This window comes from Nostocoides veronense, assembly GCF_039531185.1.
Lineage (GTDB): Bacteria > Actinomycetota > Actinomycetes > Actinomycetales > Dermatophilaceae > Nostocoides_A > Nostocoides_A veronense.
The window spans coordinates 156,788-176,470 of sequence record NZ_BAAAPO010000026.1 but is presented as its reverse complement, the minus strand read 5'-3'; the positions used below and the strand labels follow the sequence as shown (position 1 = coordinate 176,470).

16 protein-coding genes, 1 pseudogene and 2 CRISPR repeat arrays are annotated in these 19,683 nt (G+C 70.1%); of the genes and pseudogenes, 6 read left to right on the top strand and 11 right to left on the bottom strand.

Annotation, left to right across the window (positions count from 1 at the left end; genetic code table 11):
- Positions 1-14: 14 nt before the first annotated feature.
- Positions 15-446, bottom strand: coding sequence for an ABC transporter permease subunit (locus ABD225_RS08955; RefSeq protein WP_344083774.1), 432 nt, complete (start codon positions 444-446; stop codon positions 15-17).
- A 214-nt stretch (positions 447-660) separates the two neighbouring features.
- Here ABD225_RS08955 and ABD225_RS08950 point away from each other — a divergent pair.
- A pseudogene (locus ABD225_RS08950) lies at positions 661-801 on the top strand (IS3 family transposase); the annotation flags it as partial.
- Positions 802-811: 10 nt separating this feature from the next.
- On the top strand, positions 812-1,084 hold the full coding sequence (locus tag ABD225_RS08945; protein ID WP_344083898.1) for a hypothetical protein: 273 nt from the start codon (positions 812-814) through the stop codon (positions 1,082-1,084).
- Positions 1,085-1,278: 194 nt separating this feature from the next.
- On the opposite strand, the gene ABD225_RS08940 is transcribed toward ABD225_RS08945, so the two are convergent.
- Genes ABD225_RS08940 through ABD225_RS08925 form a run of 4 tightly spaced genes read right to left on the bottom strand, consistent with a single transcriptional unit; the run spans position 1,279 to position 4,470 of the window.
- Positions 1,279-2,151: a TolB family protein gene (locus ABD225_RS08940; protein ID WP_344083771.1), complete on the bottom strand. Its 873-nt coding sequence runs from the start codon at positions 2,149-2,151 to the stop codon at positions 1,279-1,281.
- Between the two features lie 57 nt (positions 2,152-2,208).
- Positions 2,209-3,114 (bottom strand): TolB family protein, encoded by a 906-nt coding sequence (locus tag ABD225_RS08935; RefSeq protein WP_344083768.1) that lies wholly within the window; start codon positions 3,112-3,114, stop codon positions 2,209-2,211.
- A 43-nt stretch (positions 3,115-3,157) separates the two neighbouring features.
- Positions 3,158-3,865 (bottom strand): helix-turn-helix domain-containing protein, encoded by a 708-nt coding sequence (locus tag ABD225_RS08930; RefSeq protein WP_344083764.1) that lies wholly within the window; start codon positions 3,863-3,865, stop codon positions 3,158-3,160.
- Between the two features lie 38 nt (positions 3,866-3,903).
- Positions 3,904-4,470 (bottom strand): ABC transporter permease family protein, encoded by a 567-nt coding sequence (locus ABD225_RS08925; RefSeq protein WP_344083761.1) that lies wholly within the window; start codon positions 4,468-4,470, stop codon positions 3,904-3,906.
- A 167-nt stretch (positions 4,471-4,637) separates the two neighbouring features.
- On the opposite strand from ABD225_RS08925, the gene ABD225_RS08920 reads away from it, so the two are divergent.
- Entirely contained in the window at positions 4,638-4,856 is a 219-nt protein-coding gene (locus ABD225_RS08920) for a hypothetical protein (protein ID WP_344083758.1), read from the top strand.
- Positions 4,853-5,236: a type II toxin-antitoxin system VapC family toxin gene (locus ABD225_RS08915; protein ID WP_344083755.1), complete on the top strand. Its 384-nt coding sequence runs from the start codon at positions 4,853-4,855 to the stop codon at positions 5,234-5,236. The genes ABD225_RS08920 and ABD225_RS08915 overlap by 4 nt, the downstream gene beginning before the upstream one ends.
- A 123-nt stretch (positions 5,237-5,359) precedes the next feature.
- Here the strand turns inward: ABD225_RS08915 and ABD225_RS08910 are convergent, their stop codons facing one another.
- From ABD225_RS08910 to ABD225_RS08885, 6 genes are all read right to left on the bottom strand, one after another.
- Complete coding sequence (locus ABD225_RS08910) at positions 5,360-7,060, bottom strand: formate--tetrahydrofolate ligase (RefSeq protein ID WP_344083752.1); 1,701 nt, start codon at positions 7,058-7,060, stop codon at positions 5,360-5,362.
- A gap of 74 nt (positions 7,061-7,134) precedes the next feature.
- A complete protein-coding gene (locus ABD225_RS08905; protein WP_344083748.1) occupies positions 7,135-8,070 on the bottom strand; it encodes a 1-phosphofructokinase family hexose kinase in 936 nt (311 codons plus the stop codon).
- A 33-nt stretch (positions 8,071-8,103) separates the two neighbouring features.
- Complete coding sequence (locus tag ABD225_RS08900) at positions 8,104-8,916, bottom strand: ABC transporter permease (RefSeq protein WP_344083745.1); 813 nt, start codon at positions 8,914-8,916, stop codon at positions 8,104-8,106.
- Entirely contained in the window at positions 8,913-11,498 is a 2,586-nt protein-coding gene (locus ABD225_RS08895; protein WP_344083742.1) for an alpha/beta fold hydrolase, read from the bottom strand. The genes ABD225_RS08900 and ABD225_RS08895 overlap by 4 nt, the downstream gene beginning before the upstream one ends.
- Positions 11,499-11,553: 55 nt before the next feature.
- Positions 11,554-12,066, bottom strand: a complete 513-nt coding sequence (locus ABD225_RS08890) for a hypothetical protein (RefSeq protein WP_344083739.1) — start codon at positions 12,064-12,066, stop codon at positions 11,554-11,556.
- Positions 12,067-12,160: 94 nt separating this feature from the next.
- Positions 12,161-13,561 carry an amidase gene (locus ABD225_RS08885; RefSeq protein WP_344083736.1) on the bottom strand — a complete coding sequence of 467 codons (1,401 nt, stop codon included), beginning with the start codon at positions 13,559-13,561 and terminating at the stop codon, positions 12,161-12,163.
- Between the two features lie 1,053 nt (positions 13,562-14,614).
- Positions 14,615-15,253: direct repeats of the CRISPR family, unit length 29 nt; unit sequence GGGCTCATCCCCGCGCGGGCGGGGCGGTC.
- Between the two features lie 62 nt (positions 15,254-15,315).
- Here ABD225_RS08885 and istA point away from each other — a divergent pair.
- Both istA and istB read left to right on the top strand, forming a co-directional pair.
- Complete coding sequence (gene istA / locus ABD225_RS08880; protein WP_344083733.1) at positions 15,316-16,533, top strand: IS21 family transposase; 1,218 nt, start codon at positions 15,316-15,318, stop codon at positions 16,531-16,533.
- Positions 16,530-17,339: an IS21-like element helper ATPase IstB gene (gene istB / locus ABD225_RS08875; RefSeq protein WP_344083730.1), complete on the top strand. Its 810-nt coding sequence runs from the start codon at positions 16,530-16,532 to the stop codon at positions 17,337-17,339. Before istA ends, istB begins: the two co-directional genes overlap by 4 nt.
- 98 nt (positions 17,340-17,437) lie before the next feature.
- Positions 17,438-19,667: a CRISPR direct-repeat array (repeat unit 29 nt; unit sequence GGGCTCATCCCCGCGCGGGCGGGGCGGTC).
- Positions 19,668-19,683 lie beyond the last annotated feature (16 nt).

Sequence of the window (19,683 nt, the reverse complement as noted above, 5' to 3'; positions counted from 1 at the left end):
ACCGGAGGGGTGAGTCAGTCCTTGACGGCCCCCTCCAGCATGCCGGCGATGACGTGCCGCTGCAGGAAGAGATAGAGCACCACGATCGGGGCGGCGATGATGACCGAGCCGGCGGCGAGGAGGGCGAAGCCCTGGGTGTACTGGCCGCTGAAGAAGCTCAGCCCCAGCGGTGCGGTGCGGATCGCCTCATTGGTCGGCGCCAGGACGAGGGGGATGAGGAATTCGTTCCACGTCCACAGGAAGCTCAAGATGACCAGGGTCAGGATCGCCGGCCGGGCGAGCGGCACGAGGACCTGCCACAGGACGCGCCAGTGGCCGGCGCTGTCGAGGCGGGCGGCCTCGATGAGCGATCGGCTGCTGGTGCGGAAGAAGCTGCGCCCGGTGCGCGCCGCCAGCGCGTCCAGACGGGCTTCCTCTTCAGACGTCAACCGAATCGACAACGGCATTCTTTTCACCTCCTGCGATACACGTTTCGTATCGCAGAGAAGACGACCGCACCGACCGCGGCCTTCTGGGCGGAAGGGGCCAACTGCGTCGGGCGCCGTCGGTGGCTGTTCGACGTGGAGTCTGGGCGTCGGGGGGGGGTCTCGGGGGCGGGCTTTGCGTCCTGCACGCGGGACAAGATGGCCCGTCTGCCGAACTCCTCGAAGTTTCGGAGGGGCGCAGCTGGAGTCATGCTTCGCGCTCCTGCAGAAGAACGTGCTCAACCAGCGCCGCTGGGACACCCGAGAGGAGCTGCGGATCGCCATCGTCACCTGGATCGAGCGGACCTACCACCGCAGACGCCGACAAGAGCGCCTTTCACCAGGCCGTGATCGAGACACTGGGCGTCGAAGTCGTGGTGTGTTTCGGACGCCGGGGTGCGGACTTCGTGCGCCAGCAGTTGGGGGCACACGAGCGGATCGACTCATTCGTGGAGACGAACGACCGCGGATGGACCAGCAGCACCTTTGTCGCTGGATCCGGGATCACAGTTGTCCAGGTCACCCATCCGTCCAGGGCCGACTGGCGCAACCGGAAGGCCGACGTCTCGCCGCTGGTGAGTCGAGCGCTGGCTCCTGGGCAGGACCTGCCACTCCGGTGATGGGAGCATCCGCCGCCACCTGAGCCCAGCACGGGCTCAGGGCTCGTCGTCGCGCGCCTCGGGACAGCCGTCCCGGGGCGCGCGACGCGTCTCCCGCCAACCGGCGCGCGACGCGTCTCCCGCCAACCCCCGAGAACAACCACCGGGTCTGGCTCCTCAGTGGGGATGGGCCCCAGCGTTCGGACCATTCCCGGTCAAGGCTGGGTCCGCGCTTGCACCGGCTGTATGTCGCCGTCGTCGCCTCCGAACTGGATGCCGCCTTCAGGAGTCGGATAAGCGCTGCCGTAGTAGCTGCCGCCCTCACATCCGATGTTGTCCAACTGGCCCAGGGCACCGGTCAGGACATCGAGCGTCGCCCAGAGTTCGACGCAGCCGTCGTCCTCGGTCTTGAACATCACGGTTCGCCCGCTCGCCGTGAAGTCGGTCCGATCGAGCAGCACGGCGAAGCTGCGCCCGGACCCGCCGAACAGGTCCGGCACGGCGGTGATCACACGCACCGATCCGGTCGTGCGGTCCACGACCTTCAGGACCGGCTTCGGATTCGCACAATCGCCGGCGGTTCGACGACGCTGGATGTAGGCGAGATATCGCCCGTCATACGAGAAGGACGGCTGCGCGTTGCCGCACTGCTGCGCGCCGTCGACGGTGATACGGGTCAGGGTTCCGCCGGTCGCTGCAATCGAATAGATGTCGCCCTTGCCGGCGACCACCTTCACGAACGCGATCCGGGTCGGCGACTGCCAGGTCGGCTGGTAGCCGCCCGAGCCGAGGACGGTTCGTCGCGAGCCTCCGGTGGGACCCATCGTCCGTATCGCACCTTGCTTGGTGGAGTAGACGATTCGCTTGCCGTCCGGACTCCAGCGGGGGTGGCGGTTGTCGCCGGAGGTGGTCAGCACCCGATACTGCGTGTCGCCGGCGACGACTCGGCTGGTGAGGATCTGGTTCAGGTCGACGAAGACGCGCAATCCGTCCCCGCCGGGTGCGGTCGCTGCGGCCGGAGATCCGCCGGCGATGGCGAGGGTGGCCCCGATCATCGCGGACAGGCAAGCAACCTGCGTTCGTCTCATGGTGACCTTCCTTGCCTCGGGATTCGCTCGGCCCGGCGGTTCCGCGCCGACGGCGACTCAGGATCGAACGGGCTGGACGTCGAGATCGGAGAGGAAGTTGGTGTCGTAGACGTCCTTGGCGAAGCGACCGTCGGGCAGGGGCGCATTCTCGACGTAAGAGCAATCCCAGTCGCACCACACCTCCTCGGTCGAAAAGGTGAAGGCGCCGGTCTGGACATCAAGCAGCGGCCAGACCTGCGTGGTGTCGGTGTCCTGCACCCGGAACATCACCCGCCGCCCACTGGCGTCGAAGTCGACACGCTCGGGCAGGACCGCGAGATCGCTGCCCGGACCCGGCCACGCGACGGAGGCCACCACGCGGGTCGCGCCGGTGGTTCGGTCGACGACCTTGAGTTGTGCGCTCGCCTCGCGGGTGGGGCAGGCGCCCGCAGTCGTGGGCACGTGGATGTATGCCAGATAGCGGCCGTCGAACGAGAAGGCGGGGTTGCGGTTGCCGCACCCCTTCGCACCGTCCACCGTCACGCGAGTCGCCGCGCCGCCGCCGGCCGGGATCGAGTAGATGTCACCCTTGCCGGTCGCGGGCTTGACGTAGGCGATCCGGGCGTTGGTCTGCCATGCCGGCATGGCGGCTCCGGACGCGACGAGCGTGCGTCTGCCGGTTCCGTTGGCGCTCATGACCGTCACTGTGCCCGGCGCGGTGGCGAAGACCAGGCGGGTGCCGTTCGGCGACCATCGAGGGCCTCGGTTGTCTCCGGAGGTGGTCAGATATCGGTACTGCAGCTGCGCGCCGACATTACGAGCGGTGACGATCTGTTCCCGATGGACGAAGGCGATCACCCCATTGCCTCCCGGCGAGGTGGCGCCGGCCGACGCAGCGCCGGTCCCGATGAGAGCGGCGCCGACGGCGACGAGCACGCCCCCAGCTCGGGCGGAAGGCTGACGGCATCTCAGCAACTCGGTCATCGTTGACCTCCATCCGCGTGGATCGGCCGGCTCCAGTCGTGGGCTACGGCCGGGCTCGGCTCCGGAAGAACCAGAACACTGTATAACCGCCAGGGCCGCGACGCGCAGGTTTCGCCGAAAAAGCGTGATCGCGAATCGCCCGGTCGCCGCTCACGGTGCCGCGGTGTATCCCGTCAGGCAGGCCGTGGTCGGCGAGGCGTCGGATGGCTCGTTCCCGCGCGGCCTTGCTGATCTTCTTCGGACCGCCTGCTTTCCAGTCGGCGCGGAAGGTGTCGCCGAACCAGCCGTCGACGGTGTCGCGGATGAGGTCGTTCCATGCCTCACGGATCGGTTCGGGCAGCAGCTGTGCGATGTCACGCCATGCGTCGATGAGGAGTGCGGCGTCGAGGTGGGCGACGAGGAGTGTCTCGTCGTCGTGGAGGATCAGCCAGGCGTAGGCGGCAACTCGTTGTCTGCGGTTCTCGATCAGCAGGATCTTTCCGCCAGCCCGAACTGGCCGGAAGACCCAGCGTGGGTCGAGTCGCCAGAGCTGATCGGGCACGACGAACGATCGTCCTTCATCGTCGTGTTCGGTGCGGAAGGTGATGCGTGGTGTGAGCGCGAGCTCGAATCCCAGGGCGTGCAGCACGCGGTCGGCCACGGCCAGTGTGGGTGAGCGGACACCGCGTTCGTAGGCCGACAGCGTCGGCTGGGAGGTGCCGGCCAGGCGCGCGGCGGCGTCCTGCGTCAGCCCTCGGGCGACGCGGGCCAAGCCCGAGACGCTCGCCGAGGTGCTTCTCCAACGCCTTGTCAGAAGGTGCCGAAGGCGACCGATTGCGCGACCTGCGGCATGGCGAGCGCCCAGAAGGTGTCTGTGAGGTGCAGCGCCCGCAGGTCGTAGAAGAGCGGGATGACGATGGCCTCGGCGGGCATCCTGATCCCGAGGAGCATGAGATAGAAGACGGGCGTGGCGCCGCGAAAACGCATGGCCCCCAAGGCATATCCGGCAAGGATGGACAGCACCGTGCTGACGCTGACGACGAAGAGCGACACCATCGCCGAATTGCGCAGATAGCTCCCGAAGTGCCCGATCCGCCACGCCTCACGGAGATTCGCGAGGCCGCCGGGAGCCTCGGCATCCGGCTGCAGCGCGCCGGTGACGATGACGACGAAGGGCGCGAGCGCGAACGCGGCGAAGAGGAGCAGGACGACGTAATTCATCGAGCGCTCGGCGGTGGAGACCCTCATGCGGTCCCCGATGCGGGTGATGACGAGGGAGATCGCGAAGATGACGGTGGTGAGGACCACGCCGATCGTGCTCGCGAGCCCGACGTGACCGAGGTCGACGCCTTGGCGGTAGACCTCGTATGACGGCACTGAGACCTCCGGCCCGAACCGTCGGTGTAATGGGAACCTCGACAACTAGCTGGTCGAGTTCGGGAAACACGCCGACCACCGGGTCTGGCGCTCGGCGTGTATCCCGAACTCGACGGTGGTGCGGCGTCGTCACGCCTGCGTGTTGCGAATTGCTAGCATTATGCGACATGAAGACGCTCTATCTGCGAAATGTTCCGGACGAGGTCAGCGCAGCCCTGGAGGACTTGGCCCGGGCCGAGTCCATGTCAGTGAGCGCGCTCGCCGTGCGGGAGTTGGCGGCCGCAGTGGCGTTCCGACGAAATACCGATCTCATCTGGGCCTCTCCCGACGGGGACGTCCGTCTCGACGAGATCGTCGAGACGGTCCGCAGCGGTCGCGACCGTTGATCGTCGTCGACACCTCGGTCGTCGTCGCCGCGCTGACTGGGCACCGGCCATCCCGCGTGGCCATCACCGGTCAGCGGCTCCTTGCACCCGCCCATGTCGACGTCGAGGTCCTGCACGCGCTGCGGGGCCTGGTTCGTCGCGGCACGCTCAACACCGACGATGCGGCAGGTGTCCTGCAGGTGTGGACCGCGCTCGCGATCGACCGCCTCGACCTGGCCCGCTTGAGTTCTCGGATCTGGGAGTTGCGGGACAACCTCACGGCCTATGACGCCGCCTTCATCGCCGCCGCCGAGCTGCACGACGTGCCCCTCGTCACCGCGGACCGCACGCTCGCCAGCGCCCCCGGCCCGCGCTGCCGTATCGAGCTCGTCCCGCGCTGACTCCCGCCGCGAAGGGTCCGCCAGCTTTGATCAACTACCTGGTCGAGTTCGGGAAACACGCCGAGCGCTGGGCCTGACGCTCGGCGTGTTTCCCGAACTCGACAGGGTGGCGGACGCGGTGACTTAGCTCAGGCCGCGAATCTCGCCGTCCACCAAGTCGATCCGCTCGGCATTGGGGTGGCTCGACAGGCCGGGCATGGTGCGCATATCGCCGCAGATCGCATAGACGTACCCGGCCCCGGGGGCGGCGCGGACCTCGCGGACCGGCAGCCGCCAGCCGGTGGGGGCGCCATGCCGCGCCGGGTCGTGCGAGATCGACAAGTGCGTCTTGGCGATGACGACCGGGAGATCGCCGAAGCCGAGCCGCTCGTAGCTCGCCAGCGCCGTGGCAGCGGCAGGAGCGAAGTCGACGCCGTCGGCGCCATACACCTGCGTTGCGACGGCTTCGATCTTGGCCGTCAGGGGCGCGTCCGATTCATAGGTGAACCGGAACCGAGGGGTATGCCGAAGCGCGTCAATCAGCGCGCCGGCCAACTCCTCCGCGCCTGCCCCGCCGTCGGCCACGTGGGTGGAGACGGCGCACTTCACGCCGAGCTGGGCGCACAGATCGCGGATGACTTGGTGCTCGCTGTCGTGGTCGTCGGGGAAGGCGTTGATCGCGACGACCGGCCAGATGCCGAAGCCCTCAATGATCTGAATGTGCTTGCGCAGGTTGGCGATTCCCGCGCGCACGTCATCGGGATTCTCGGCCAATAGTTCCGACGGCAGCGGCTTGCCGGGCGTGATCTTGAAGCGCCCCGAATGCGCCTTGAGCGCGCGCACCGTCACGACGATGACGGCCGCATCGGGCCGCAAGCCAGCGATCCGGCACTTGACATTCATGAAGCGTTCGGCGCCCATATCCGCGCCGAAGCCCGCCTCGGTGAGGACGATGTCCGCGCGCCGCGTGGCGACCAGATCGGCGACGACGGACGACGAACCGGTCGCGATATTGCCGAACGGCCCGCAGTGAATGAGCGCGGGCGTGCCCTCGATGGTCTGCAGCAGATTGGGATTCAAGGCGTCCTTGAGGATCACCGCCATCGCCCCAGCGGCCCCGAGGTCGTCGGCGGTGACCGGGCGACCGTCATATGCATAGCCCACGACGATCCGCCGCAAGCGCTCCTTCAGATCATCGAGCGAGGTCGCGAGCGAGAGCAGCACCATGACCTCGGAGGCGGCGGTGATATCGAAGCCGGTCTGCCGGGTCACGCCGTCGATCCGGGCGCCGAGCCCGACGATGACATTGCGCAGCGATCGGTCGTTGACATCGAGCACGCGTCGCCAGGTGATATTCCTCGGATCGAGGCCGAGCGAATTCCCATGGTGCAGATGGTTATCCACCATCGCGGCCAACAAATTGTGCGCCGCCGTGACGGCGTGGAAATCACCGGTCAAGTGCAAGTTGAGCTTGTCCATCGGGATTACCTGCGAGTAGCCGCCGCCCGCCGCCCCGCCCTTGATGCCGAAAGTCGGACCCATCGACGGCTGCCGCAGCGTGACGGCGACCTGCTTGCCGAGCCGGGCCAAGCCGTCGGCCAGCCCGACTGCCGTGGTCGTCTTGCCCTCCCCGAGCGGGGTCGGCGTAACCGCAGTGACCACGACATACTTCGCCCGCTGCTGCGTGGGCTGCCCCGGAGCGTCCAGCACACCGAGGTCGATCTTCGCGACAGCGCGGCCATACGGCTCGACGAAGTCCTCCGGGATCCCGAGCCGATCCGCGATCTCTTGCAAGGGACGAAGCGGAGCGGCGGTGGCAATCTCGAGGTCGGACGGAATACCCATAAGGGCATCCTGGCCCGGCCTGTCCCGGAGCGCGAGTATGCGGCGCCTTCCCCGTGGGTGGAGTCGAGTCCGATTCAGCCGAGTCGGGTCAGGCCGACGGTGGGCGCTAAGTCACGGGCGACCTCCCGATCGATATGTCCCGCAATGGGATTGAGCACCGCGGCACCCGAGGTGCCGACGGCGCTTCGGAGGATTGCCTCGATCGGCATACCCAGCATCAGGCCGGTCGCCACCGCCGCGACGACCGCATCGCCGGCCCCGACGGGATTGCCGCGCAGTGGGCGCGAGGGGGTGGCGCGCCATTCGCCCTCTGGGCCGGCACAGATCAGGCCCGCGGGTCCATCGGAGACGAGGACCACCAACCCGGGCGAGCGCTCGCGCAGCGCCGAGACACCCGCCAAGCCATCGCAGCCAACGGTCTCGAGCAACTCGTGGCGGTTGGGTTTGATGTGGGTGGCACCGGCGTCGATGGCGGCCAACAAGGCCGGCCCACCGCAGTCGACGATGACGCTGAAGCCCTGGGCGCGCGCTGCGGCGACGCACTCTGCATACCCCGCCTCATCGGCGCCCGGCGGCAGCGAGCCGCTGAGGACGAGCACCGAGCCGGCGCTCGCGGCGGCCAGGACCTCGTCGAGGGAGTCGTGGACGGCTCGCCACTCGGCGGGCGGGATGGCGGCCCCCGCCTCGTTGAGGGCCGTCGCGGTGCCGTCGTCCTCGACGATCGTCACCGTCCGGCGGGTATGCCGGGTGGTCGCCACCGCCGTCAGCCGCGGCCCGCCCGTGGCGAGATCGGCCGCGAACTGCTCGCCGGTCGGCCCGCCGAGCGCGGCGATCAGATGGGCGCGCTCGCCGAGTTGCTGGACCACTCGGGCGACATTCGTCGCCTTGCCGCCGGCCTGTTCGCGCACATGCGGGACGCGCTGGGCCTCGCCGTGGACGAGCGTGCCGATGCGATAGGTGACATCGACGGCGGGGTTCAGGCCCAGGCAAATGGCCTCTTGGATGATCACGGCGTCATCCTTGCCCATCAGGGGCGGGCGACCTCACGAGAGGATGTCCTTGCGGGCGAAAGCGCGGTAGGCGAGAGCGGTCAGGACGATTGTGTACAGCGCCGCCCAGGCCACTCCGCGGGCCATGCTCGTGGGGTCTGGATCACTGGCGAACAGCTCGAGCCAGGCCCGCGAATAGTGGTTCGGCAGGGCGCGCCGCCAGTCGCCCAGCGCGTCGAGGGCGTCGAGGATGGAAGAGACGATGGCCGCCAGGACGGCTGCGCCGACCGCGCCCAGGGGAGTCGCGCCGCTGATCCCGACCCACAGCGCGAGCGCCGCGAAGGGGAGCAGTGAGACCACGACATATGCCGCAGCTAGGGCGATCCGCAGCAGCGCGGCGCCGCCGGAGAGCTCGCCGCCGAGCGGGATCGACAGGGGGGCCCAGCCATAGGCGAGCCCGCCGACGATCAGCGACCAGCCGATGAGCAGGATGATCGCGGCGAGCGATGTCGCGAGCCCGACGAGCAGTTTGACGGTGAGCAATCGAGCTCGAGCGACCGGTGCGGTGAGCAGGTAACGGAGCGTGCCCCAGCCTGCTTCCGAGGGGACTGAGTCGCCGACGAAAAGCGTCATGAGGATCAGGAGCAGAAGCTCGGCGCTGACGAGCAATAGGAAGAGCGCGAAGTTCAGCGCACCGCTGGTCGCGAGGTCGGAGAAGCGCGTGCCGCCGCCGCTCTCGGGATCGCCGAGGGCGAAGGAGGCGGCGACGATCAGCGGCAGGGCCAGGAGTATGCCGAAGGACCAGAGCGTGCGCGGGCGGCGGGCCTGCCGGGCGAACTCGGTGCGGAAAGACAGCGGCCGATTCACCGGGCACGCACCTGTCGGAGCCGCTCGCCGCGGGCTTCGGGATCCTCGTCCGGGCGCGAAGTCAGTCCGGCCGCGCCGGCGATGGTCTCCAGGAAGACCTCCTCGAGGTGCCGGTCGCCCGCCACCCCGAGGTCCGAAACAGCTCCTGCGACAAGGACTTTGCCCGCGTGCATGACAACAACATGGCTGCAGGTCTGCTCGACTTCGGCCAGCAGATGACTGGAGACGACGACGGTTCGGCCGGTGGCGGCATACCGCTGCAGGATCGGTCGGAGCGCGGCGATCTGCGGCGGATCGAGGCCATTGGTGGGTTCGTCGAGGATGAGCAACTCGGGTCGGCCGAGCATGGCCTGCGCGATGCCGAGCCGCTGCTTCATGCCATGCGAATAGGACTTCACCGGCCGATCGAGGGCTCCGCCGAGTGCCGCGACGTCGAGCGCTTCGTCAAAGCCGGCTTCACTCGACGGGCGTCCGGTCGCGGCCCAGTAGGCATGGAGGTTGGCCCGGCCGGTCAGGTGCGGCACGAAGCCGGGTCCCTCGATGAGCGCACCGACGTGCGAGAGGACGGGGTCCCCGGGCTGCACCCGCCGCCCGAGGATCCGCGTCTCGCCGGCGTCGGGATGAATCAGTCCGACCGCCATTCGCAGCGTGGTCGTCTTGCCGGCGCCATTGGGGCCGAGCAGACCGACGACCTGCCCGCGACGAGCCGACCACGTCACGCCGTCGACGGCGTGGTGGCCGTCGCCATAGGTTTTGCGTAGCCCATCCACGCGGATCATTTCGTCCGGATCGTTGGCGGACTCGTCGGTTTCGCGTCGGCTCCGGACGCGGCGGGCCACGAAGGCCCACCCGGCTACCGCGAGGAGCGCGAGCAGGGCAAGCCCGCCGATCCAGCGCGCTTCGCGGTCCAGGAGCGCGGGAGTGGTGAGCGCGGTGCCATCGGTGACGGGGAGGGTGATGTCCGGCTGGGCCAAATGGATGGTGTCGACCCGGGTCTGGTTCGATCCCCGGAAGCCGGAATCCGTGGCCGACAACAGGATTCGCAAAGTAGTGCCCTTGGCGAGTTGATAGCTGGCCGGCGGCAGGTCGACAGTGACCACGGACTCTTGTCCGGGCGTCGCCGCCACGCGAACGGGTGCCACGAGCGGTCGCAACAGGCGGGCACTGTTGCCCTGGACCTGCCACAGCGACGCAAAAAGCGTCACCTCGCGGCCGGTGGATGTCACCGCAACGCGCACGCTCGGGGAGCCGGCGATCGTGATGCTCTGCGTCGTCGGCGAGGTGTCGAAGGCGAGGTGCTGTCCGGGCAGTGCGGCGAGGGAGTATGTCGGCGCGAGCCCCGCCAGTGCATCACCTCCAGGGATCGTGGTGATGGCCGCCGGCACGCCACCCGGGGGGTTGACGATCGTGCCCTCGCGCCCGGTCAGCGGCAGCGTCATGTCGCGGCGGGAGTCTTCGCGGCTCTCGTCGTAAGTCGGCGCTACCGACTGGCCGCGGCGGGGAGCAACGGCATACGCGAAGGTCGGGATGCCTTGGGGGAGAGCGGAACTGCGCCCGGCGCCACGCAGCGTGCCGGCCAACCATCGGTCGACGGACTGCTCGACTTGCGTGCGCTCGGCCGCCGAGGGGCCGGTCTTGCTCGGTGCGGTGTCGTGGCCGCCATTGATCCATCGGACCGCGACTGGCGTGCCCGCTGCGCGGAGCGCGTCGGCCGTAGCCTCGCTCTGATCAATGCCGAAAAGCGTGTCGCCCATGCCCTGGATGAGATAGACGGGCGCTTTGATCTGGCGGAGCGTTGGCCGAGGACTGTTGCGGTGCAAGACTTTTCGCAGTTCTGGCGAAGCGACACCGGACTCGGCAGCCGCCACGAACAACCGACACGTCGTGTTGTCGAAGCGGCCGCACCCGGCCGCGCCCGGGCTCGCGGTCCCCATACTGCCGAGCAGGAAATTCGCGCCCCAGAGCTGCTTATACGGCCCAAGGACCGCACCGGAAGAGGTCGCGGTGAAGGACGGGAAGAAGGCCGACGCGAGGTCGTTCCACGTCGCAGTAGCGACGACCGAATCGACCCGCGGATCGGCCGCCGCACCCATCAACGCGAGCGCCCCGCCATAGCTCGTGCCCACGAGCGCTACCCGCGGATCGTTCCTCCCGTCGAGCAGCACGCGCGGCTGACGCGCGAGCGTGTCGAGGACGCGGGAGGCGTCGGCCACTTCATACGTCGGGTCGATCAGGTGCACCCGACCACCGGATGTCGCGAACCCGCGAGAGGTGTAGGCCAGCACGACATACCCGAGCGCCGCAAGGCGACTCGCGTCGCGGCGCGAGTCGGACTTGCTGCCGCCGAAGCCGTGGGCGAGGACGACGGCGGGGGCCTGTCCCCTGCCATTGGGGAGGTAGAGGTCGGCATCGAGGGTGACCGCCTCGCCGCCCGGCTCAGGGCCGACGTCGATGCGCAGCGCGGTCGCCTGCCGGAGCGCGACGGCCGCCGCCTCGCGCGGAGCACTGACGGTCAGCGCGGCCCAGAGCACGCCGAGCACGAGGAGGGCGGCGAGCATGCCGCGGCCGAGCCGACGCTTCATCGGGCGATTGTGCGCTATCGGCCTGAGGCCTGAACGCGGGGCGGGCGGGCCGGTCTCAGGCGGGCGTCATACCCCGCTTGTGGAAGGGCTTGAAGTCGCCGTAGCCCGGCCAGTAGGGATAGGGGATGACGCGGTGCACGGCGCCCTGGGAGGAAGACTCCTCGTATCCCCAGTAGCTCGTGCGGCCGGCGTCGGCCCACTTGTCGAACATGACGACGTGGGTGGTCGGGCTGAGCAGGGCGTCGCCGCGGCGCAGCTGTGGCTTGGTGATGAAATCGCCGACGCGGCGCAGGCTGTAGGTCGACAGCCCCGGCCGCGCGAGGCCCCAGGCGAAGGAGACGAATCCCGAACAGTCGGTGCGGTATCCGTTGTAGTAAGCGCTCTGGCTGTAGGGCACGTCGGCGTCGACCCACCGCTGGGCGCGCGTGCACGCCATCAGGCCGGTGATGGCCAGAGCGCGCTCGTCGTCAGCCTCCGCGGCGGTCGGCAGGGTCAGGGCGGCGAAGGCGCCGGCGGGCAGCAGCAGGGCGGAACGGCGCGACAGATCGGCGCGAAGCGGTTGTGACATGGGACGTCCTGGGGGAGGTGCGGGGGCCCGGCGGGGGGAGTGGGCCCGAACGAGAGTAACGGGTGATGCTGGTGTTGCCCAGCCCGCCGCGTGCTCACCAGGCGGGAGGCGTATGCCGTGCGAACCCTCCCGAGGCGTCCTCGACCTGGGCGCAGAGCGAGAGCAGAAGCTCGTCGTGCCCCGGCGCAGCGGCGAGCATGATGCCGACGGGGAGGCCAGCTGCGGTCCGGTGCAGGGGGAGGGAGGCGGCCGGCATACCCGTGACATTCCACAGCGACGTCCACGGGGTGAAGGCCTTCTGCGCGGCGAAGTCGGCTGCCGGGTCCGCGTCATGGCGCAGGGCGCCGACGGGTAGCGGCGGCTGCGCGAGGGTCGGGGTGAGGACGGCGTCGTATGCCGTCAGCCCCCGGACGATCGCGGCGCCGATGCGTCGCAACTCCCCGATGGCCAGGCCGAACTGCGGGCCGCTGATCGCATGGCCTCGCCGGGCGAGCCAGCGCGTGAGGGGCTGCACGTCATCCTCCGTGCCGGCGGGGACCGAGAGGGCCGTAAGCACCGACCAGCAGGTCTCGAAGACGGCAACCGCGCTGCGCGGCAACGGATTCGGGATGTCGTCGATGTCGTGGCCGAGGTCTTCGAGCAGGGTCAAGGCACGTTCGTATGCCGTCAGCACCTCCGGATCCACCTCGGCATCCGCGATGGCCGGGGTGGCGAACCGCGCGATGCGCAGGCGCCCGGGCGGGTGCTCGGTGGCGGCGAGGAAGGCGCCGGGCGGGGCGGGCGGTGCCCACGTCGGGTCTCCGGGGAAGGGGCGCGCCATGACATCGAGTAAGGCCGCCGCATCGCGAACCGTCCGCGCGATCGGGCCATTGGTCGCGAGGCCGGTGGGGTCGCCATACATCGGGCCGGCGGAGATGCGCCCCCGGCTCGGCTTGAAACCGACGACCCCGCAGCAGGCCGCGGGTATGCGGATCGACCCGCCCCCGTCGCTGCCTTGGGCCAACGGCGCGAGGCCTGCCGCCACCGCTGCCGCCGAGCCGCCCGAGGATCCGCCGGCCATTCGCGTTGTGTCCCAAGGGGTTACGGCGGGCGGGGCGATGGCCGATTCGGTGTAACACGGGCTGCCGAACTCCGGCGTATTGGTCTTGCCGAGGCTGATCAGGCCGGCGTCCTCGATCGCGGTGACGACATGATCGGACCAGTCGGGGATGTAGTGCTCGAAGCGCTTCGCGCCGAAGGTGGTGCGCACTCCGGCGGTGGCGTTGAGGTCTTTGATCGCGGTCGGGACGCCCCACAACGGGCCGGCGTCGGCGGGTCGCCCGGCGGCCGCCAGCGCGTCCGCGCGGGCGAGCGCCTGCTCCGTCGTGCGGGTGACGAAGGCCCCAACTCGGTCCTCGCGCCCAGCAAAGTGCTCCAGCAACTCGCGCGGCGACACATCGCCCGCCGCCACTGCGGCGCCCTGCTCCAGTGCCGTTAGGTCATGCCACTGCGCCATGCCCGCCACCCTCCCACGCCGGCCGTACGCCGCCGCCTTCCGTCCCGCCGGGGTCGCCGAGTGTGCCGCCGCCGCAGCGGCCCGACGGACTACAGGTATCCCTCTGCACTTCCGTCGCCCAGGCTCAATCACCCCAGTCGGCCGCCAATCCTGTAGCCGGTCGGCCCGCGCACCCTTGGGCGCAAGCGAGCACTCCGCGCGGAGATCGTTGCAGCCACGCTGTCCGACCTTTTGGCAGGCACCATCTCTGCCTCAAAGGCTGCCGCACTGCTGCACATCAGCCCGTCGCACCTGTCACACCGGTCCACCTCAACCCCTCTCTTCAGCGTCAAGATCGGTCGTGCGCGTCGTTACTTTCGGCGGCAGTTCGCGGACGGCCAAGTCCTGCCGGGTCTGGCGACACTCGCCGCCCGACTCACCGGTGCGTACATCCGCTGGACGCAGCGACAGTGATGACGACGCCAGCTGAGGAACTCGGCGGCCGTGCCCCAACGGCATACCTCGCCTCCGGTGGGGGCCCGGACGTCGTGGCCGACCTGCTTGAGGGCCTGGCGTTCTGAGCACAACGAAGAACCCCACGCGCCCCCCGCGACGTGAGGTGCTGGCGAGCGATCTGCGGCCGACGTCGGAACTTCTCTGGCGCATCCACAAAACGAGCGGCCCCCGCCCATCGCGATGGGATGAGTTCCGGTCATACGGTCCGCTGGCCTCGACGCGTTGGGACCCCCACTCGCCGCCCCTTGGCGAACACCCGGAAGCCGTGCTGTATGCCGCGACGGACTTCCGGACGGCCGTCGCCGAAGGTCTTCCAGACGACGCGACGGATTGATCCGTTAAGTGGGAACCCCTGGGTGGCGACCTTCGTCCCGGCCGAGCCGTTGCATTTGCTTCGCCTGTATGACCGCGACGCAACCTGGCTGCTCACGGCGCCTCTCACTCGCTCATGCATGGCCCCCGGAGCACGGGCCGCAATTGGGCGTGCGCCAACCTCGGCACGTATGACGTCGACGGCCTGTGGGTGCAGTCCACGGCCACGAAAACCGGATCCACGCCGGGCTCATCCCCGCGCGGGCGGGACGGTCAAGCCGGGCACGGCCGCCAAGGCCCCGACGTGGGGCTCATCCCCGCGCGGGCGGGGCGGTCGGCGGCGAGGCGTTCGGCGCGCATAGCCGCGAGGGCTCATCCCCGCGCGGGCGGGGCGGTCGGTCGGTGCGATCGAGCGCTGGTCGCAGGCCGGGGCTCATCCCCGCGCGGGCGGGGCGGTCTGGGCGCTTTTGCGCTCACGTCCTCGGTGGTGGGGCTCATCCCCGCGCGGGCGGGGCGGTCTGCATCGCACCGGCATGCAGGGACACAAACTGGGGCTCATCCCCGCGCGGGCGGGGCGGTCAACGACCGGGTGGTCAGACGACGCCCGGAGGGGGGCTCATCCCCGCGCGGGCGGGGCGGTCAGCCACCTGACATGCCAACCGCGATGGACAAAGGGCTCATCCCCGCGCGGGCGGGGCGGTCCTCCTCAGCGGTCAGCGGGCGGGGGTCGCGCAGGGCTCATCCCCGCGCGGGCGGGGCGGTCCGGTCGCGTCAGCGGGAGCCGCGAGAGCCGGAGGGCTCATCCCCGCGCGGGCGGGGCGGTCGTGATCCCTAAGCCTGGCCGCTGGGCCAAGCAGGGCTCATCCCCGCGCGGGCGGGGTGTCGACGGCGCGCGAAAACTGGACAGTTGCGGCGCTTGAAAAGTGAACACCTTCTGAGATTGGAGAGTGATCACTGTGGAGGACTGGGCGTTGATCCGGCGGTTGGCTGCTGATGGGGTGGCCAAGGCTGAGATTGCTAGGAAGTTGGGTATCTCGCGGACGACGGTCTTGAAGGCCATCGCGTCGGAGAGGCCGCCGAAGTACGAGCGGTCACCAAGATCGACGTCGTTCACCCCGTTCGAGGTCAGGGTGCGGGCCCTGTTGGATGAGACCCCGGAGATGCCGGCCACGGTGCTGGCCGAGCGGGTCGGGTGGAGCGGGTCGATCCGCTGGTTTCGTGACAACGTCAACCGGGTCCGGGTCGACCATCGCCCGATCGATCCGGCGGACCGGTTGTCGTGGTCGGCTGGCGACGCGGCGCAATGCGATCTGTGGTTCCCGCCCCGCAAGATCCTCCTCGAAGACGGGACCCGCGCGTTGTTGCCGGTGTTGGTGCTCACGTGCGCGTTCTCGCGGTTCATGCTCGCGGTGATGATCCCGACGAGGAAGACCGAGGACCTTCTGTTGGGCATGTGGCAGCTGCTGACCCAGTTGGGTGCCGTGCCGCGACGACTGTTGTGGGACAACGAATCCGGTATCGGACGCGGGAAGCTGACCGAGCCGGCAGCGGTGTTCGCGGGCTCGTTGGCGACCACGATTAAGCTTCTTGCGCCGCGGGACCCGGAGACCAAGGGCATCGTGGAACGCCGGAACGGTTTCTTCGAGACCTCCTTCATGCCCGGCCGACACTTCGAGTCCCCGGCCGACTTCAATGACCAGTTCACGTCGTGGCTGGGCACGGCGAACGCGCGCACGGTGCGCACGATCAAGGCCCGCCCGGTCGATCTGGTCGAGGTCGACAAGGCAGCCATGCTGCCGTTGCCGCCGGTGGTGTTGCACCTGGGTTGGCGTAACCACCTCCGGCTCGGGCGGGACTACTACGTGCGGGTCGACACCAGCGACTACTCCGTCCACCCTTCAGCGATCGGGGGACGGGTCGATGTCACCGCCGACCTCGAGAAGGTCCGAGTCCGACACGGTGGACGCCTCGTGGCTGAACACGACCGCCGCTGGGCTCGCGGCATGACGGTCACCGACCCCGCCCACGTCCACGCCGCGGCCGTGCTACGGCGGGCCTTCCAAGGCCGAGACCCGATACCCGTCGGCGACCCGGAGTTGGAATTGGTGCGTGACCTGGCCGACTACGACCGAGCCTTCGGCCTCGACGCTGGCGGCCTGTCATGACCGCCAAGACCACCGCCCCCGCCTCGGCGGCCGAGACGATCAAGACCCTCACCCACCTCGCGGTCGCGCTGAAAGCGCCCCGGATCACCGAAGCCGCGGCCCGCCTGGCCGACCACGCCCGCGACACCGGCTGGACCCACGAGGAGTACCTAGCCGCCGTGCTCGAACGCGAGGTCGCCGCCCGCAACGCCTCCGGCGCCCAGCTGCGGATCCGTGCCGCAGGGATGCCCGCGATCAAGACCATCGAGGACTTCGACTTCGAACACCAACCCGCCGCCCGCACCCCGATCCACGCACTCGCGTCCGGGGCCTACCTGACCGAACACCGCAACGTGGTCCTGCTCGGCCCGCCCGGCACTGGCAAGACGCACTTAGCCACCGCTCTCGGCGTCGCCGCTGCCCGGCAAGGCCACCGTGTCCTGTTCGCGACCGCCACCGACTGGGTCGCCCGCCTGAGCGAGGCCCACGCCCGCGGTCGACTCCCTGCCGAACTGGTCCGGCTACGCCGATACGGCCTCGTCATCGTCGACGAGGTCGGCTACCTGCCCTTCGAGCAGGACGCGGCGAACCTGTTCTTCCAGCTCGTCTCCTCCCGCTACGAACACGCCTCCCTGATCCTGACGTCCAACCTGCCCTTCAGCTCCTGGGCCGGGGTCTTCGGAGACCAAGTCGTCGCCGCCGCGATGATCGACCGCATCGTCCACCACGCCGACGTCATCGCCCTCAAAGGCGCCTCCTACCGCCTACGCGGCCGAGGCATCGACACCCTGCCCAGCATCAAAGCCGAACAAGGCTCAATAGACTGACAAAACCGTTCACTTCTCGAACGCCGAAACCGCCCACTTTTCGAGCGCCGTCCACACGGGGCGGTCAGGTGGAGTTTGGCGTTCAGGGTGTACGGATGGGGCTCATCCCCGCGCGGGCGGGGCGGTCGCATGGCCGGTGCAGCCGCCGCGACGCGCGAGGGGCTCATCCCCGCGCGGGCGGGGCGGTCGAGCCGGTCTGCTCCAGCAGGGCGGCGGCCGAGGGCTCATCCCCGCGCGGGCGGGGCGGTCCGATCTTGCCCGCGAACTCGCCAAAGTTGGCGGGGCTCATCCCCGCGCGGGCGGGGCGGTCACGAAAGCCGAGCCGCCTTCACGGACCTTCCTGGGCTCATCCCCGCGCGGGCGGGGCGGTCGAGCGGTTTCTTGTCGATCTTCGTGAGCGCCGGGGCTCATCCCCGCGCGGGCGGGGCGGTCGTCCTCTGGTGCCCGTCCGACAGCAGCCTGCCGGGCTCATCCCCGCGCGGGCGGGGCGGTCTCATGCGCGCCGGGACCCTCACGGCGAGCAAGGGGCTCATCCCCGCGCGGGCGGGGCGGTCAAGCTGGACAGCCCGCCCGTCTTGTGCATCCAGGGCTCATCCCCGCGCGGGCGGGGCGGTCCGGCGTACCTGCGCGCCAACCTCGTCCCCGGCGGGCTCATCCCCGCGCGGGCGGGGCGGTCAACAGCGGACGTCCGGCCGTGTCCTTCGCGCCGGGCTCATCCCCGCGCGGGCGGGGCGGTCCAGCAGGTCCGGTGCTCCTCCTCGACGCGCTCGGGCTCATCCCCGCGCGGGCGGGGCGGTCAGTTGCGTTCTCCCACAAGCCGACTCGCACGAGGGCTCATCCCCGCGCGGGCGGGGCGGTCATAGTTCCGCTGGACGACAAGTGCAAGGTTCCGGGCTCATCCCCGCGCGGGCGGGGCGGTCGGCAGCGGCCCGAAGCGCGGGGACTACTCGGAGGGCTCATCCCCGCGCGGGCGGGGCGGTCCAGGTCCTTGGCGGCGACCTGGATATCGGAGCCGGCTCATCCCCGCGCGGGCGGGGCGGTCCCGGCGGCATACATCGCGCACATCGCGCTCATGGGCTCATCCCCGCGCGGGCGGGGCGGTCCCGGCGGCATACATCGCGCACATCGCGCTCATGGGCTCATCCCCGCGCGGGCGGGGCGGTCTCGAGCGGCTTGACGGTGGGGTGCGCGGTGCCGGGCTCATCCCCGCGCGGGCGGGGCGGTCTGCGCTCAGCCCGACTTCGCGGGGCACTCGCCGGGCTCATCCCCGCGCGGGCGGGGCGGTCACCCCGGACGCGCCGCCGCAAGACGAGACCTTGGGCTCATCCCCGCGCGGGCGGGGCGGTCGACGTCGGCAAGGCGGTGCCGACCGGCGCGAGGGGCTCATCCCCGCGCGGGCGGGGCGGTCCGGTCGGCGTCATCGCTCAGGTGGACCGAGGCGCGTCGGGCTCATCCCCGCGCGGGCGGGGCGGTCTTGATCGTGACGGTGACGCCCGACATCGACGTGGGCTCATCCCCGCGCGGGCGGGGCGGTCGCAGTCCGCTTCGCCGTTCCGAGCAGCGCCCCGGGCTCATCCCCGCGCGGGCGGGGCGGTCTCCGCCCGCTTCGCCGTTCCGAGCAGCGCCCCGGGCTCATCCCCGCGCGGGCGGGGCGGTCTCCGCCCGCTGGATCACCATCGGTCGAGAGCGGGGCTCATCCCCGCGCGGGCGGGGCGGTCAGGTGGTCGCCATGCACAAGGCCGCCACCGACGGGCTCATCCCCGCGCGGGCGGGGCGGTCGGTCACCATCACGCGCCGCATGGACTTGCTCGGGGCTCATCCCCGCGCGGGCGGGGCGGTCCTCTCTAGAGCCCACCGCTTGGCGAAACGGCGGGCTCATCCCCGCGCGGGCGGGGCGGTCTCAACCCAGATCGGCGTTGCGGAAGCATGCGGGGGCTCATCCCCGCGCGGGCGGGGCGGTCGAGGACCTGCTCGATGAGGAGGCGGAAGCACAGGGCTCATCCCCGCGCGGGCGGGGCGGTCAGGAGCGCGCTCATGTCGTCGACATCGTCGCCGGGCTCATCCCCGCGCGGGCGGGGCGGTCGAGCACGGCCGCGACATGACGCCCGGCCCGTGGGGCTCATCCCCGCGCGGGCGGGGCGGTCGTCCTCTGGAGTCCGTCGAACGACAGCCTGCCGGGCTCATCCCCGCGCGGGCGGGGCGGTCGAGACCGACGTCCTGATCGGGAAGCCGATCATGGGCTCATCCCCGCGCGGGCGGGGCGGTCCGCCTCATGACGTGGGTTAGGTCTGGTGACCGGGGGCTCATCCCCGCGCGGGCGGGGCGGTCGTGTTCCTACTCGCCA

Excerpts from the sequence above, each read along its gene's own strand:
- ABD225_RS08955 (WP_344083774.1), bottom strand. The coding sequence starts at position 446 with ATGCCGTTGTCGATTCGGTTGACGTCTGAAGAGGAAGCCCGTCTGGAC.
- ABD225_RS08940 (WP_344083771.1), bottom strand. The coding sequence starts at position 2,151 with ATGAGACGAACGCAGGTTGCTTGCCTGTCCGCGATGATCGGGGCCACC.
- ABD225_RS08935 (WP_344083768.1), bottom strand. The coding sequence starts at position 3,114 with ATGACCGAGTTGCTGAGATGCCGTCAGCCTTCCGCCCGAGCTGGGGGC.
- ABD225_RS08920 (WP_344083758.1), top strand. The coding sequence starts at position 4,638 with ATGAAGACGCTCTATCTGCGAAATGTTCCGGACGAGGTCAGCGCAGCC.
- ABD225_RS08910 (WP_344083752.1), bottom strand. The coding sequence starts at position 7,060 with ATGGGTATTCCGTCCGACCTCGAGATTGCCACCGCCGCTCCGCTTCGT.
- ABD225_RS08895 (WP_344083742.1), bottom strand. The coding sequence starts at position 11,498 with ATGAAGCGTCGGCTCGGCCGCGGCATGCTCGCCGCCCTCCTCGTGCTC.
- ABD225_RS08890 (WP_344083739.1), bottom strand. The coding sequence starts at position 12,066 with ATGTCACAACCGCTTCGCGCCGATCTGTCGCGCCGTTCCGCCCTGCTG.
- ABD225_RS08885 (WP_344083736.1), bottom strand. The coding sequence starts at position 13,561 with ATGGCGCAGTGGCATGACCTAACGGCACTGGAGCAGGGCGCCGCAGTG.
- istB (WP_344083730.1), top strand. The coding sequence starts at position 16,530 with ATGACCGCCAAGACCACCGCCCCCGCCTCGGCGGCCGAGACGATCAAG.